The sequence below is a fragment of the Fundicoccus culcitae genome, assembly GCF_024661895.1.
Lineage (GTDB): Bacteria > Bacillota > Bacilli > Lactobacillales > Aerococcaceae > Fundicoccus_A > Fundicoccus_A culcitae.
In genome coordinates this window covers 502,686-518,355 of record NZ_CP102453.1, presented here as the reverse complement: position 1 = coordinate 518,355, position 15,670 = coordinate 502,686, and the positions used below count along the sequence as shown (strand labels likewise).

Sequence of the window (15,670 nt, the reverse complement as noted above, 5' to 3'; positions counted from 1 at the left end):
GAAGGAGGCTAATAGCTTGAGTCGAAAAACAGTCACAACCATCAGTATTATTTTATTAGTCATACTCGTGGGCATGTTTTGGCTTTTTATGGAAAGTCAGGCTAGTATTTATCAAGCTGAAGACGAAGCTGTAGCTATCGTTGAAGTAGATTACCCTGTCAAACAAGTCAATGAATTCTATTGGGTAACCTTTGATGAAACATTTTTTAGCTTAGACTTTTTTGATAATCAAGAAGTCCAACGTTATGCAATTATTAGTCAAGAAGGTGGCGATACGGATTATTACACCTATGATGAACTTATTTCCGAACCACAAGCCAAAGAATTAACGCTAGCCAATATGGGTGAGGTTGATATTATCCAAGCTCGCTTAGGGAAGTTAGCCAACAATCCAGTATGGGAAATAACGTTGCGTAATGCCAATGGCACCTTAACTTATTACTACCTTAATGCCGTCAATGGAACATGGGTACAAACAATTGAGAATATTTAGGAGGATTTATGGATACAATTACGATGCGACAAGCAGCCGATTATGTTGAACAAGAAGTAACAATTTATGCCTGGGTCACTAATAAACGAAGCAGTGGTAAGATTGCTTTTTTACAATTACGTGATGGTCAAGCTTACTTTCAAGGTATTGTAGTGAAAAATGATGTTACTGAGGAAACGTTTGATTTAGCTAAAAATTTAACGCAGGAAACGAGTGTTCGTATAGTGGGCATCGTTCAAGTCGATGATCGAAGCAAACTGGGTTATGAACTTTTAGTTAAAGAAATCGAAGTCATTGGTGAAAGTCATGATTATCCAATTACACCTAAGGAACATGGGACAGATTTCTTGATGGATCATCGTCATTTATGGCTTCGTTCTTCCAAACAACATGCCATTATGACAATCCGTGATGAAATAATTTATGCGACTTACCAATTTATGCGCCAAGAAGGCTTTGTCAAAATTGATGCCCCGATATTAACCGGAAGTGCTCCTGAAAATACGACTGAATTGTTCCACACGGAATATTTTGATGAAGAAGCCTATTTATCGCAAAGTGGGCAATTGTATGCTGAAGCAGCTGCGATGGCTTTTGGAAAAATATTTACTTTTGGGCCAACCTTTAGAGCTGAAAAATCGAAAACAAGACGGCATCTGATTGAGTTTTGGATGATGGAACCAGAAATGGCTAACTATAACCATGAACAATCCTTAGCCTTGCAAGAAAAATATGTGGCTTATATTGTTCAATCGGTCATCGATAATTGTCAATTAGCACTAACAACCTTGGAACGTGATGTGGAGCAATTAAAAAAATATACACAATTACCTTATCCAAGAATTGAATATACTGAAGCGGTTGAATTACTACAAAAGAATGGTTTTGATGACATTCAATGGGGCGATGATTTTGGTTCACCACATGAAACGTTCATTGCTTCACAATATGAGCAACCTATTTTTATCGTTAATTATCCAAAATCAATTAAACCTTTTTATATGAAAGTTAATCCTAACGATCCACGGACTGTTTTATGTGCGGATATGATTGCGCCAGAAGGCTATGGCGAAATTATCGGAGGATCAGAACGTGAAGATGATTATGAAACATTAAAAGAAAGTATTATTAAATTTGGTTTAGATGTTGATACTTACCAATGGTATTTGGATTTACGTAAATATGGTAGTGTTCCTCACTCTGGATTTGGGATTGGATTAGAACGGGCTGTTACTTGGATTTGTGGTACCGAACATATTCGCGAATCAGCACCATTCCCACGCTTATTAAACCGTATTTATCCATAAGCCGTAGGATGTCTATTAAGGATAAGGGACAATTGGCTCCAGTTGTTCCTTTTCTATTGATGTAAAGGAGTTTAGGATGAAAAGTACGATTTACGATTGGTTAAAATCAGGACACTCAATGGTTCCAAATATCTTACTAAACCAATTTCATAAATTAAATGTTACTGGGGATGAGTTTGTACTGATTCTATATTTAATGACACAGATTTCAAATAGTCAAAGCTCTAATCAAATCGATCATATGTCTATTTCATTAGGTTGGGATCAACAAAAGATTTTTGACCATTTAAACAGTTTAATGGACAAAGATTATTTAGCGATTGAACTTGTTCCAGATCAAAATGGTAAGCAATCAGATCATTACACCTTACGTCCTCTGTTTGAGAAATTGGATAGTGTTTTTTTTCAAAAAGAAGAAAAAATAACAGCCGTTGCCGAAGATACGTCATTGGTTTCATATTTTGAGAAAGAATTTGGTCGCGTTCTATCGCCGATTGAACTGGAAGTTCTCAATAATTGGATTGTGACGGATAAATATCCAGAAGATTTGATTAAATTAGCGTTGAAACAAGCAGTTCTAAATCAAGCTTTTAGTTTTAAATATATCGAGGCAATTCTTTTAAACTGGCAAAAAAGTAATGTTCGCACAGTGCATGAAGCCGAAAAACAAATCGAGCAATTCAATCAGAAGCATCAAACAAGAGCAAAACAAGCTGATGATAGTCAGTATGATAATATTGAAATTCCTATCTTACGTTATAATCAAAAGGATCGATTTAATTCAGATAGCTAGTTCGAATTGATTGTGGGCGTTCGCTTTATACAAACAAATTAAAAACCGAGCCAATTCTATTGTCTGCATTTTACAGCAGACGTTAGAATTGGCTCGGTTTTTTTGATAGTTGTTAACCAGCTGGGTCAGATATTGACTCTTCTGGAAGGCTTTCAGTGGGAACTTCGCTTTCAGCTGGCGGGTCACTGGCACTTTCAGACAGACTTTCTTCAGAACTTTCCTCGGACTCAGGCGGGGCTTCTGTGGTTAATGTAACGGTAATAACAGACGTATCGGACGAACTATTTCCTTCAACGATGCGTAGACGGAAGACATATTCACCATCAGCAGCTGCTGAAATAGTAAAGCTCGTTCCTGTTCCAGTGTAAATGACTGTACCGTTTAATGACAATTCATATTGCGCATTACCATCTAACGCTCCAGACCAGCTCACATAAATACTTTGTGAATCTTCAATGTAACTAGCATCGAAAGCTGTCGGACCATTGAGATAACGTCCGTACGTTAATGATTGGGTTGTTGGTTCAGTTCCAAGAATAAAGATCTCTTCTGAACGCATTTCCGTTGGTGTATAAGGACCAGGCAAACTAATCGGATCCGTATATTTTTCAATTTCAACACGTTTTATATTGCTAGGCATGACCCAGTCGGTATTTGGCACGTCTTTCATTAAAAATGTCATCGTTTCACGATAAATACTTTGTGGTATCCGCGTTTCTTCTAAGGTTAAATAATTACCGGGTGATGTTGGGTTATCATAGCCGACCCAAGCAACCATGGCATATTGGGGTGTTATACCGGCATACCAACCATCAGGGGCAGCATAGTCGGTTGAATTTAAGCCTAATTGAGCGAGTTGTTCATCGGTATAGTTGGTTGTTCCGGTTTTACCTGCATGATTTAAACCTTCAATTTGAGCTGCAGAGGCAAAGGTACCTGGCACATCTTTCAGCATATCAACTAACATATAAGCCGTTGTTTCCTTCATCGCTTGACGACTTTGGCCGGTAAACTCTTCCACCGTACCACTTGAAGTTACCACTCGAATCACAGCGGTTGGTTCATTGTATTCACCATAATTTGCGATGGTTGCATAAGCAGCTGCTAGTTGTATAGGGGTTACTTCACCACCAATAGCATTGGATTCAACTAATTCTCTTTGGTTGTTATTCAAAATATTAATGTTCATTTTTTGTAAAAAGGCATAGGCATTATCTAAGCCGACATCTTGTAGCATTTTTAAGGCAGGGATATTTCTTGAGCCAGCGAGTGCTTCACGCATTGTTTGATTGCCTAGATAATTAAAGTCATAGTTATTAATAGGCGTTCCATCGGAATAGGTATAGGCTTCATCGACGACCAAAGTCCCTGTAGAATAATTTAAATATTCAATGGCAGGGCCATAAGCCGATAGTGGCTTCATCGTTGACCCAACACTACGATTTAAAGAATTTGCGCGATTTAACCCAAGAGCGACTTCAAGTTTACGTCCACCAATGACCGCAACTAAAGCACCTGTATCCACATCAACAACTGAAACAGCGGTTTGCATATTATCATCCGTAAAGCCTATTTCAGTATTATTATTGACTAAATCATAAATATGTCTTTGGGCATCGGCGTCTAAGTTAGTATAAACTTCGACACCATCGGTATAAATGTTAATATTCATTTTATCTTGAACTTCTTGGGCAACGACATCAATATAACCATTTAAAATAAATTCCGGTGCTTCACCTTCATTATTATCCAAAGGAACGAGCATGGATTCAATGGATTGATTCACGGCTTCATCATGTTCTTGTTGACTAATTAAACCATCATCAAGCATAACCGCTAAGACAAGATCACGTCGTTCTTTGGCTGCTTCTGGATTACTATAAGGATCATAATCAGAAGGTGCTTGAGGAATTCCAGCTAACAAGGCAGCTTCTGACAGGGTAATATCTTTGATATCTTTGCCGAAAAAGTTTCTTGCGGCCGTCTTGGCTCCATAGGTATTATTAGAATAGAAGATTTTATTTAAATATAATGCAAGAATTTCTTCTTTGGATAATTCTTGTTCTAATTGGAGGGCTAACCAAGCTTCTTGTGCCTTCCGTTCATAGGTTTGATCTTGAAAATCAGTTGAGAAGACTGATAGTTTAATTAACTGTTGGGTTATCGTACTACCCCCCTGGGTAATTTCGCCAGCGCGTAAATTGGCTAAGAATGAACCAACAATCCGAATGGGATCGACACCGAGATGACTATAAAAACGACTGTCTTCAATCGCAAGGACCGCATCTTCTAACACTTGCGGAATTTCATCAGGTTCAAGTAAATCACGTGACTGTCCACCTAATTCTAAAACTAAATCCCCTTCGTTATCATAGATTTTACTGGATACTTGGCCTCTTAAATCGTCCATTGTGACCGTTGGGGCTCCCATGGCATAGTAGCCAAATAAGCCTGCACCCCCAATAATGGTTAAGAAGGCGAGACCAATTAACACAATAAGCGTGGTTTTAATTATTTTTCGACCTTTAGGACGCGGAGTTTGCTTGCGATTTGACTGTCGACCGTTCTTTTTTTCGTATTTCTTTCTTTCGATACGACTCCCTGTAGCCATTAACATCATCCTTTCAGTTACTTCGCTCAAGTTTCTCTAAATAAATATCCAATGCTGATAAGTAGTCCAGCATGGGAAAGACACCTGTTTGGCAAAGATAACCATTATTTTGTATAAATTGATAGGTTAAACTTTTTTTGTTCGATGAAGCCATTTGGGTTTCAATGCTTTCATAAGGAATTAAATAGACTTCATTTCTCACTTTGAAAGAAATTAATAAGAAAGCAATGCCACCGTGTTTAATACAATTGGACATATGTTCCCGTTGGTGTTCGGGTAAATTATTGAGGGGAAAGCTCGTCTTATTTTTAGTTTCTTTGGCTTCAAAGTCGATATATTTACCTTTATATACTCCATTATAATCAGTGGTTGAAGCTTGTCTATAATAAGCCTCCGTAATTTTTACAGCACTTCGATGTGGATAGTCTACTTGTACCACTTGAATGGGCGTAGGTTTTTTATGAATAACAGCCCGTTCCTTAGTAAGGTAATAAGTATTGCTTTGGTTAATTTTTTCTTCTAGCGACATACCACGTCCGCCATAATTTGTTTTTGATTCATTATTTGAGGTATCACCATTTGGTTGGGGTGAATGACCTGATGGGTATTTTACCATAAAACCTCTCCTTATGTTTTATTATAGCGAAAGATTTAGCTTGATAATAGTAAAACTCATGAACAATTGGTTATAATTGTGTGAATTTACTGTAAAAAAATTGAGATATTTACTTAAATAATCCTTTTTACGACTTAAAAGCGCCAAATTAATCTAATAAATATCACAGGTCTACTTATTTTTTGAAGGTCAAATTATTTCGTAGAGATAAAGGGTTGAATCAGTGGGTTTTTATTTACAACCTACTTATTTTAAGCTATACTATTTAAGTATGCAAATATAAAATCGTAGTTTGGAGGTCATATCAGTATGACAGCGAATTTTGAAAAAACATCAGCTAACGAGGGAAAATTAACGTTTGAAGTTCCTACTGATGAAGTAAAAAAAGCTTTAGATAAAGCATTTAAAAAAGTACAAAAGAACTTGACGGTGCCAGGATTTAGAAAAGGCAAAGTGCCACGTCAAATATTTAATAATGTTTATGGCGAAGAATCTTTATATGAAGATGCTATTAATATGGTTTTACCTGATGCTTATTCAAAAGCCATCAAAGAAACAGCTCTTGAAGTAGTCACTGAACCTAAATTTGATATTGAGACGGTTGAAAAAAATAGTCCTTGGGTATTAACAGCACAAGTTGTTTTAAAACCTGAAGTTAAATTAGGTGAATACAAAGGTCTACAAGTTGAAAAACAAGATCGTGAAGTGACTGATGAAGATGTTCAAGCAGAAATTGAAAAAAAACGTCAAGCTTTAACTGAATTAGTGGTTAAAGAAGAAGCGGCTGAACTAGGCGATACAGTTGTTATTGATTATAAAGGCTTCGACGGTGATGTGCAGTTCGAAGGTGGAACAGCTGAAAACCATTCACTTGAATTAGGTTCTAATTCTTTCATTCCTGGTTTTGAAGAACAATTAGTTGGTACTTCAGCAGGTGATGAAGTTGATGTTAATTTATCATTCCCTGAAGACTATCATGCGGAGGACTTGAAAGGTAAAGCTGTTACATTTAAAGTAACTGTTCATGAAGTGAAAACCAAAGAAGTCCCTGAATTGGATGATGAATTTGCTAAAGATGCTGATGAAGAAGTAGAATCATTAGCCGAATTAGAAAATAAAATTAAAGTTCAATTAAGCGAACAAAAAGATAAAGCAGCTAAAGATGTTATCGACGACTTAGCGCTTCGTCAAGCGGTAGAAAATGCTGAAATTGTTGAATTACCTCATGAAATGGTACACGATGAAATACATCGTCAAATGGATCATTTCTTAAACAACTTACGTCGTCAAGGCATTGATGAAAAGATGTATTACGAAATTACAGGTACAACTGAAGCTGATTTACATGATCAATTTGGTGAAGAAGCTGAATTACGTACGAAAACGAATTTAGTGTTAGAGGCGATTGTTGCAGCTGAAGATATCCAAGTGGATGATTATGAAATCGAGAAAGAAATTACTGATCTTGCCGATCAATATGGTATGGATGTTGAACAAGTTCGTGGTATTGTAACAACCGATATGCTGGCTTCTGATATTAAAATGAAAAAAGCGATGAGCTTAATTATTGACTCAGTCGAAGAAGTTTAATTATAATAATAAGTAGATTAGTACATATGAATTGAGGGATTGCAAATGTCACGCACTGATACAGGTAGACAATTGCATCCCTCTTTAGCGTATGAATAAAAGATAAGAGGGAGGTAGTCAAATGGCTCGCAATATTAATCATAGGTCAAATGACTATTTTTGCTCGTTTTGTGGCAAATCACAAGATGAAGTTAATAAAATCATTGCAGGTCCAGATGTATACATCTGTGACGAATGTGTTGAATTATGTAAATCCATCATTGATGAAGAAATGAAATACGAAAAAACACATGATCCGATTAAAATCTTGAAACCAAGCGAAATCATGAGTATTTTAAACGAATATGTGATTGGACAAAATGAAGCAAAAAAAACATTAGCTGTTTCGGTATACAACCATTATAAGCGCATCAATCAAATCAATAAGGATTCTGAAATTGAGCTTCAAAAGAGCAATATTTTACTCATTGGACCAACCGGTTCAGGTAAAACCTTTTTAGCTCAAACATTAGCCCGCATCTTAAACGTTCCCTTTGCCATTGCTGATGCAACAACCTTAACTGAAGCCGGATATGTCGGTGAGGATGTTGAAAACATCTTGCTTAAATTAGTACAAGCCGCTGATTATGATTTAGAATTAGCGCAACATGGGATTGTTTACATTGATGAAATTGATAAAATATCACGTAAATCAGAGAATGTTTCGATTACACGGGATGTTAGTGGTGAAGGGGTTCAACAAGCTTTACTGAAAATTTTAGAAGGAACAGAAGCGAATATACCGCCAAAAGGTGGTAGAAAGCATCCTAACCAAGAATTTTTAAAATTAGACACAAGTCAAATTTTATTCATTGTGGGAGGGGCTTTTGATGGGATTGAAACCATCGTTAAAGAACGCCTTGGCAGTAAGGTCATTGGTTTTGGTAGTTCTAAAGGTAAGTTAGATGAAAATAAAAGTATCATGCAGCAGATTTCATCTGAAGACTTACTTAAATTTGGGTTAATTCCAGAATTTATTGGAAGATTACCTGTTATGGCGTCATTAGAGAAATTAACGAAAGAGGATTTAATTCGTATATTAACAGAACCTAAAAATGCTTTGGTGAAACAATATCAAAAATTATTTGAAATTGACAACATTGAGCTAGATTTCGAACAGGATGCTTTAGAAGCCATCGCCGAAAAAGCCTTAAGTCGTGAAACAGGTGCAAGAGGGTTACGTTCTATTATTGAAGAAGTTATGTTAGATATTATGTATGAAGTTCCAAGTCGTGATGATGTGGCTAAGATTATTATTACCAAAGAAAATGTTAATGGAAGTCAAACACCGAATTATTACGGTGAAGATAATCGAAAGATTTCATAATGGGGTGAGAAGATGCAAGTAACGCACGCAGAATTGGTTACTAGCGCAGTGAGTCCAAATCAATATCCTCAAGATGAGATCATTGAGATTGCTCTAGCTGGTCGTTCTAATGTAGGTAAATCGTCATTTATTAATAAGATGATTAATCGTAAAGGACTAGCTAGAACTTCTGGTCAACCTGGTAAAACACAAACACTAAATTTTTATAATATTAACCATCAGTTCCGTTTCGTTGATGTTCCAGGCTATGGTTATGCACGCGTAGCTAAAACACAGCGAGCCAGTTGGGGGAAGATGATTGAGAAATATTTAAGTCAAAGGGAAAACTTGCAACTTGTATTTTTACTTATGGATTTTAGACATCCACCCACAGAATTAGATATTGCGATGAAAGAATTTGTTGAAGAGTTAGATATTCCTTACGGTATTATTCTTACTAAGTCGGATAAAATTAAAAAAAGCCAATGGACACGTCACTTGAGTCTATTCAAAAAAGATTTAGATTTACCTTCTGTAGATGCCTTGTTCCCATTTTCAGCCGAAAGTGGCGAGGGTAGTGACCTAATTTGGGAGATTATTTCAGACATGATTGAAGCATAAGTAATTGGATAAAATAATAACTATCTTTATTAAGGAGTAACCAATGTTCAAAACGTTAAAAAATAAATTTTCGACGGTTGAGTGGAGTTGGATTATGCAAGACTGGGCAAATTCAGTTTATTCTTTAATGATTACAACTGCAATTTTTCCTATCTTCTATAAAGCGATGACTGATGCTGCTGGAATTGCAGATGCCGACTCAACAGCCTACCTAGGTTATGCTAATTCAATTGGGACAATATTTGTTGGGGTTTTAGCACCCTTTTTGGGTACAAGTGCGGATTATCGGGGTGTACGCAAGCCTTTGTTCACTGTCGGTACACTCATCGGAATTTTTGCAGTTTTAGCTATGATTTTTGTGCCAACGGGTAATTGGAATTTATTACTTGTTTTGTATGTTTTATCAGCCATTGGCTTTGGTATTGCGAATATTTTTTACGATAGTTCTCTCTTAGATGCAACAACGGATGAACGGCTTGATTTGGTTAGTTCAGCTGGTTATGGCTTTGGTTATATTGGTAGTGTGATTCCTTTCTTGATTTTTATGGTTATTCAACTTTCAGGTATTTTTAGTGCGACGACAACGGTTAATATTGGATTTATTATAACGGCCGTATGGTGGTTTGTGTTTACGATTCCCTATTGGAAGAATGTTCATCAAACGCATTATTTGGAAAGAACGGAAGGGATTGTTAAAACAACGCTCGATTCGTTGAAAGTTAGTTTAAGCGAACTAAAAAAATATCCACATATTTATTTATTTTTAATTGGTTATTTCTTTTATATTGATGGCGTGGGAACCATTATTCGGATGGCGACTTCGGTGGGTACGGATTTAGGTTTATCAGCTAATCAATTAATTATTATGTTACTAGTGGTTCAAATTGTTGCTTTTCCGTGTTCGATTATTTATGGTACTTTAGCCAAACGGTTTGGCAATCGCACGATGTTGTTTTTTGGAATCGGGACATATATTGTTATTTGTCTGATGGCCTTAGGCATTCGTACGTTTAATGATTTTCTTGTTTTAGCTGTTCTAGTTGGAACTGCTCAAGGCGGGATTCAAGCCTTAAGTCGCTCTTATTTTGGTCAAATTATACCTAAAGAAAAAACCAATCAGTTTTTTGGTTTTTACAATATCTTCGGGAAATTTAGTTCCGTTTTAGGAACGACTATTTTAGCTATTGTATCGCAACAAACAGGCAATTCCTTAAATGGTGTATTTGCAATTATTGTACAATTTATTATTGGTGCTTTTTTCTTATATAAATCTAAACCGAAAGAGACCAATTAAGCTTGAAATAGAGGTGATTTCATTTGCAAACAATACCGGAAGAAGTCATCCAAGAAATTAGACAAAAAATAGATATCGTTGATGTGATTAATCAATATGTCCAGTTAACTAAAAGAGGCAATAGTTATACCGCTTCTTGTCCATTTCATGAAGATCGCAACCCGTCTTTTTCAGTTCAAAGTCAAAAACAGATTTATAAATGTTTTTCTTGCGGACGTGGGGGGAATGTATTTGGTTTCCTGCAAGAAATTGAAGGTATTACATTTCCGCAAGCTGTCAAAAAGGCTGCCGAAATGGCAAATGTTTCGGTGGATGCTTATTTTGATTCCAATGACTCGCTGACTGGGCAATCAAAAGGTGAGCAAATCCTTTATTCCATCCATGAAAAAGTCAGTGAATTTTATCATTATTATTTGAATAATACGGTTAATGGGGAAGCTGCCTTACAATATTTGTTAAAGCGGAATTTAACCCAACAAACAATCGATGATTTTGCGATTGGTTTTGCTCCGGATAATAGTCAAATTTTATGGCAGTTTTTAAAAAAGGAACATTTTACTGACGATGAGTTGATTAATAGTGGTATTTTTTATCTTTCTGAAAATTCGCAACAATTGATTGACCGTTTCCATGGACGTTTAATGTTTCCCTTACGAAATATGCAAGGCAAAGTCGTGGGTTTTTCGGGCCGTTTAATGTCTGAAGATACGTCCAAGCGGTCGCCAAAATATTTGAATTCGCCTGAAACAATCATTTTTCAAAAAAATCAATTACTTTTTAACTTAGATCGTGCGCGTTTACCGATTAGACAATCGAATCAAGTGTTAATTTGTGAAGGGTTTATGGATGTTATTGCTTTAACGCAAGCTAATTTTGAGAATACGGTGGCGACGATGGGAACAAGTTTAACCGAATCTCATCTTAAGCAAGTCACTAAATTAGCTAAAGAGGTTGTATTTGTATTTGATGGAGATGATGCGGGACAAAAAGCGATTGCTCGTGCGTTTGAATTAAGTGTTGCTTTTCCTAATAATACGTTTAAAAGTTTGATTATTCCGCAAAAGATGGATCCTGATGAGTGGATTCAACAACATGGCAGTGAATCTTTTCAAAAATTAATTGTACAAGCCTTGAGTCCCTTTGAATTTCAAATGAATTATTTGAAGAAAAGCTATGATTTATCGAATCAACAAGAATTAGCTTGGTATATTGAAGCTTTAATTAAATTAATCGCTAATATTCAATCGCCGATTGAACAACAATTACGCTTAAACAATTTAATTCAAGAATTTAATTTAAGTGAATCATTAGTTAAAGAGCAACTCGCTCAAGCCAATTATATTAATAAAAAACAAAAAGCCAACCAATCCAGTGAACAAATGCAAATCGTTCAACAAGAAGCACCTCAACAAACTATTTCTGCCTTTAATATTAAGTCCGAAAGAGCTTTTCAAGCAGAAAAAACACTGTTGGCGTGTTTGATTTATTATCAAGAGGCATGGTCCTATGTAGAGAAAATGAATGATGAACTGATCTTTTTTCATGAACAATCGCAACAACTGTATTTTGAGTTACAACACTTTTATTATGATTTAGGGTACCCTATACCACTTACGGATGTTGTCAGTCAAATTACCAGTCCTGAGATGAATCATTTTTTAACAACGATTATTTGGGAAAAAGACCCCATGGCCTATTCCGATCAAATAATAAACGATTGTTTAAGGGTGATGAATGAAGAATTTGTCAATTTGGAGATTAAGGAACTTAGTCAGCAAATGGTTGTTTATCGTAAAGAACAGAAAAATAATGAAGCAAATGCACTCGCAATTAAGATATTACAATTGACACGTCAACTTAAATCAAACTCATAGGGGGAGACGTTTATGGCTAAAACACCAGAAAATTTAAATGAAACAAATACAGAATTAGACCAAACAGAGGATAGCAAACAAGAATTAACCGTTAGTTTTGAACAAGCAACCAAACAGTTAATTGCAGAAAAAAAATCGCTTGGTCAAATTCATTATGATGAATTAACGCAAAAAATTGCTAGTCCATATGATTTAGATGCAGATGCTATGGATAAGTTAATTCAAGAAGTTGAAGATAGTGGGATAGCTGTTGTAGGTGATGATGGTGGTCCTACCAAACAACAAATGGTTCGTGCAGACGATATAGCCATTGAAGAAGTCGAGGAATCAAGTGCTTCAAAAGTCGCTGCTTCAAAAATAAAAGTTAGTGACCCTGTAAGAATGTACCTTAAAGAAATTGGACGGGTACCTTTATTAACCGGTGAAGAAGAAATTGAGCTGGCAAAACGTATCGCTGATGGTGATGAATTGGCTAAACAAGAATTAGCTGAGGCTAATCTTCGGTTAGTTGTTTCCATCGCTAAACGTTATGTCGGACGTGGGATGCAGTTTCTTGATTTAATCCAAGAAGGTAATATGGGGTTAATGAAAGCAGTTGAAAAATTTGATTATACCAAAGGCTTTAAATTTTCAACCTATGCGACTTGGTGGATTCGTCAAGCCATTACACGGGCGATTGCCGATCAAGCTAGAACTATCCGGATACCCGTTCATATGGTTGAAACCATTAATAAACTTGTTCGTGTTCAAAGACAATTATTACAAGATTTAGGTAGGGAACCTACACCTGAAGAAATTGGTGCAGAAATGGATTTACCTACAGAAAAAGTACGTGAAATCTTAAAAATTGCTCAAGAGCCGGTTTCTTTAGAAACGCCTATTGGTGAAGAAGATGATTCACATTTAGGTGATTTTATTGAAGATGAAGGGGCTATGAGTCCTGAAGATTATACTAGCTCAGCCTTATTGCGTGAACAATTGGAAGATGTATTAGATACTTTAACGGATCGGGAAGAAAATGTTTTACGTTTACGTTTCGGTTTAGATGATGGTAATATTCGTACGCTTGAACAAGTGGGTAAGGTGTTTGGTGTGACGCGTGAACGGATCAGACAAATAGAAGCGAAGGCTTTAAGAAAATTGAGACATCCTAGTCGTTCTAAACAGCTGAAAGATTTCTTGGAGTAGGATTTAGAAAACGCTGCAAAATCCGACAGTTTTTAATTATAGTGGGACCGTCTTCCGCACGGCTCCAGACTCGCCCAGCGATTCGCTCCCTAATGGTTTATCAGCCAAAAGGGACCGATGTGAGCCGGTTTATCCTTGGCACTATAATTAGAAATTGTCGGGTTTTTTTGCTTAAATTGGCTGGTTTAGATAAGGTTATCTATTTGTTTGAAACAATGAACGCATAAGGCAAACTATTTTCTATTTTTATTTCTCTACATCTATCTAATTTGATACAATAATAGTATGTTTGTTAGCGTGAAGAGTAAGACCGAGAGATTTCGGAAACAGCCAAGTGAAAGGACGTTGAATAGCCTTATTACTTGTTTATTTTAGGGTCGTTCAATCCCGCTGACTATGTGTTTTTAGAGGAGGTTTTTATGAAGGCTGAACAATTATCGCCACGTTTGGAGCAGGTGGCGCAATATATCCAAACCTTTGGTCAACAACCCATTCGCTTAGCTGATATTGGGAGTGACCATGCTTATTTACCTGTGCACCTTGTTTTAAAGCAACAGATTGACTTTGCGATTGCGGGGGAAGTCGTTGAAGGACCTTTCCAATCTGCGCAAAGAGAGGTGCAAGCCCATTCGCTGGAAGCAACCATTGATGTGCGTAAAGGCGATGGCTTGGAAGTAGTTTATCCCCAAGATGCCATCAACACCTTCAGCATTTGTGGGATGGGTGGTAATTTAATTCGTGATATTTTAAAGCAAGGTTTAGACAAAATACAAATGAACGCGATTCTAGTGTTACAACCTAATACGTCAGAGCAGAATTTACGGTCTTTTTTAAATAAATACCACTTCGATATCCTTGCTGAGACGGTTCTGATTGATCAAGGACGTCTTTATGAAGTAATGGTCTCACAAAAGGTTGAAGAGACGCCCCTTTTAACTGAAGAAGAGCTAATGTTTGGACCCTTTAATTTACGTCAACAGACGCCAGAATTCTCTACTAAATGGCAACGCGAACGCCACAACATACAACGCATACTCGCCTCGGTTAAGCAATCAAAACACGTTGATGGGCAAAAACAAGCCGAATTAGAACATAAAATTAATTTAATTAAAGAGGTGCTAGCAGATGACAACAGCATTAAAGCAAATAATTGACGTCTTAGATAAACTTTATCCACCAGCCTTGGCTGAAGACTATGATAATGTTGGTTTACATTTTGGTAGTCAACACGCCGAAGTATCCAAAGTCTTGGTTTCATTGGATATACGTCCAAAGGTTGTTCAAGAAGCCATTGATAAGCAAGTGGATACGATTATTGTGCATCATCCACCCATTTTTAAACCTATCAAACGCTTTGATATCGATAACCCACAAATCAATATGTATTCACAACTTATCCAAAATCAAATAAATATTTTTGCCTTACACACGAATTTGGATAAAGCAACGAATGGCATGAATGATTGGTTAGCGGAAACTTTACAATTAAGCCATGTAGTCGCTTTAGCCACTGATCCAAATCCCGATAACCATATCGGTCGAATCGGTGCACTACAACAGCCGATGCCTAGAGCAGAGGTATTGGCTTATATTAAAAAGGCTTTAGATATTGAACGGTTGACCGTGATTGAAAAAAAACCAAAAACGACTTATCAGACAATAGCGGTTGTAGGTGGGTCAGGTTCAGAATTTGCTGAAGCAGCTGCCTTACAAGAGGCGGATATTTATTTAACGGGGGATATTACTTATCATCACGGGCATGATTGTTATGAGTATGATATGATGACCGTGGATGTTGGGCATTATGCAGAGAAGATTTTTATAGCTAAAATGGCGGCTTTGTTAGGACAATTGAATTTGGAACATCAGTGGTCGATTGACATTATTGCTAGTAAGGAAAACACTAATCCATTTCAATATTTGTAAAAAAGGGGATAC

Annotated in this window: 13 protein-coding genes; 11 read left to right on the top strand and 2 right to left on the bottom strand. The window is 36.5% G+C overall.

The genetic code is table 11. The features are described 5' to 3' along the window. Positions 1 to 16: 16 nt before the first annotated feature. From NRE15_RS02445 to NRE15_RS02435, 3 genes are all read left to right on the top strand, one after another. A complete protein-coding gene (locus tag NRE15_RS02445) occupies positions 17 to 493 on the top strand; it encodes a hypothetical protein (protein WP_313794034.1) in 477 nt (158 codons plus the stop codon). Between the two features lie 8 nt (positions 494 to 501). Next, positions 502 to 1,800 carry an asparagine--tRNA ligase gene (gene asnS / locus NRE15_RS02440; protein ID WP_313794033.1) on the top strand — a complete coding sequence of 433 codons (1,299 nt, stop codon included), beginning with the start codon at positions 502 to 504 and terminating at the stop codon, positions 1,798 to 1,800. Positions 1,801 to 1,876: 76 nt separating this feature from the next. Further along, a complete protein-coding gene (locus NRE15_RS02435; protein WP_313794032.1) occupies positions 1,877 to 2,593 on the top strand; it encodes a DnaD domain-containing protein in 717 nt (238 codons plus the stop codon). A 112-nt stretch (positions 2,594 to 2,705) separates the two neighbouring features. On the opposite strand, the gene NRE15_RS02430 is transcribed toward NRE15_RS02435, so the two are convergent. Together NRE15_RS02430 and recU are read right to left on the bottom strand one after the other, a co-directional pair. Then, on the bottom strand, positions 2,706 to 5,204 hold the full coding sequence (locus tag NRE15_RS02430; protein WP_313794031.1) for a transglycosylase domain-containing protein: 2,499 nt from the start codon (positions 5,202 to 5,204) through the stop codon (positions 2,706 to 2,708). Positions 5,205 to 5,217: 13 nt separating this feature from the next. Next, positions 5,218 to 5,820, bottom strand: coding sequence for a Holliday junction resolvase RecU (gene recU / locus NRE15_RS02425; protein WP_313794030.1), 603 nt, complete (start codon positions 5,818 to 5,820; stop codon positions 5,218 to 5,220). A gap of 309 nt (positions 5,821 to 6,129) precedes the next feature. On the opposite strand from recU, the gene tig reads away from it, so the two are divergent. The 8 genes from tig to NRE15_RS02385 all read left to right on the top strand — a co-directional run bounded on the left by tig (position 6,130) and on the right by NRE15_RS02385 (position 15,658). Beyond that, entirely contained in the window at positions 6,130 to 7,410 is a 1,281-nt protein-coding gene (gene tig / locus NRE15_RS02420; RefSeq protein ID WP_313794029.1) for a trigger factor, read from the top strand. A gap of 121 nt (positions 7,411 to 7,531) precedes the next feature. Then, positions 7,532 to 8,776 (top strand): ATP-dependent Clp protease ATP-binding subunit ClpX, encoded by a 1,245-nt coding sequence (gene clpX, locus NRE15_RS02415; RefSeq protein ID WP_313794028.1) that lies wholly within the window; start codon positions 7,532 to 7,534, stop codon positions 8,774 to 8,776. Positions 8,777 to 8,788: 12 nt separating this feature from the next. After that, a complete protein-coding gene (gene yihA / locus NRE15_RS02410; RefSeq protein WP_313794027.1) occupies positions 8,789 to 9,376 on the top strand; it encodes a ribosome biogenesis GTP-binding protein YihA/YsxC in 588 nt (195 codons plus the stop codon). A 43-nt stretch (positions 9,377 to 9,419) separates the two neighbouring features. After that, positions 9,420 to 10,670, top strand: coding sequence for an MFS transporter (locus NRE15_RS02405; protein WP_313794026.1), 1,251 nt, complete (start codon positions 9,420 to 9,422; stop codon positions 10,668 to 10,670). Between the two features lie 23 nt (positions 10,671 to 10,693). Continuing rightward, positions 10,694 to 12,544 carry a DNA primase gene (dnaG, locus tag NRE15_RS02400; protein WP_313794025.1) on the top strand — a complete coding sequence of 617 codons (1,851 nt, stop codon included), beginning with the start codon at positions 10,694 to 10,696 and terminating at the stop codon, positions 12,542 to 12,544. Positions 12,545 to 12,556: 12 nt separating this feature from the next. Then, positions 12,557 to 13,732: an RNA polymerase sigma factor RpoD gene (gene rpoD / locus NRE15_RS02395; protein ID WP_313794024.1), complete on the top strand. Its 1,176-nt coding sequence runs from the start codon at positions 12,557 to 12,559 to the stop codon at positions 13,730 to 13,732. 419 nt (positions 13,733 to 14,151) lie between these two features. Beyond that, positions 14,152 to 14,886, top strand: coding sequence for a tRNA (adenine(22)-N(1))-methyltransferase (locus tag NRE15_RS02390; protein ID WP_313794023.1), 735 nt, complete (start codon positions 14,152 to 14,154; stop codon positions 14,884 to 14,886). Further along, entirely contained in the window at positions 14,858 to 15,658 is an 801-nt protein-coding gene (locus tag NRE15_RS02385; protein WP_313794022.1) for a Nif3-like dinuclear metal center hexameric protein, read from the top strand. The genes NRE15_RS02390 and NRE15_RS02385 overlap by 29 nt, the downstream gene beginning before the upstream one ends. Positions 15,659 to 15,670: the final 12 nt, after the last annotated feature.

What these genes read in the sequence shown, in the direction of transcription:
- asnS (WP_313794033.1), top strand. Translation starts at nt 502, where the DNA reads ATGGATACAATTACGATGCGACAAGCAGCCGATTATGTTGAACAAGAA.
- NRE15_RS02435 (WP_313794032.1), top strand. Translation starts at nt 1,877, where the DNA reads ATGAAAAGTACGATTTACGATTGGTTAAAATCAGGACACTCAATGGTT.
- NRE15_RS02430 (WP_313794031.1), bottom strand. Translation starts at nt 5,204, where the DNA reads ATGGCTACAGGGAGTCGTATCGAAAGAAAGAAATACGAAAAAAAGAAC.
- recU (WP_313794030.1), bottom strand. Translation starts at nt 5,820, where the DNA reads ATGGTAAAATACCCATCAGGTCATTCACCCCAACCAAATGGTGATACC.
- tig (WP_313794029.1), top strand. Translation starts at nt 6,130, where the DNA reads ATGACAGCGAATTTTGAAAAAACATCAGCTAACGAGGGAAAATTAACG.
- clpX (WP_313794028.1), top strand. Translation starts at nt 7,532, where the DNA reads ATGGCTCGCAATATTAATCATAGGTCAAATGACTATTTTTGCTCGTTT.
- yihA (WP_313794027.1), top strand. Translation starts at nt 8,789, where the DNA reads ATGCAAGTAACGCACGCAGAATTGGTTACTAGCGCAGTGAGTCCAAAT.
- NRE15_RS02405 (WP_313794026.1), top strand. Translation starts at nt 9,420, where the DNA reads ATGTTCAAAACGTTAAAAAATAAATTTTCGACGGTTGAGTGGAGTTGG.
- rpoD (WP_313794024.1), top strand. Translation starts at nt 12,557, where the DNA reads ATGGCTAAAACACCAGAAAATTTAAATGAAACAAATACAGAATTAGAC.
- NRE15_RS02390 (WP_313794023.1), top strand. Translation starts at nt 14,152, where the DNA reads ATGAAGGCTGAACAATTATCGCCACGTTTGGAGCAGGTGGCGCAATAT.
- NRE15_RS02385 (WP_313794022.1), top strand. Translation starts at nt 14,858, where the DNA reads ATGACAACAGCATTAAAGCAAATAATTGACGTCTTAGATAAACTTTAT.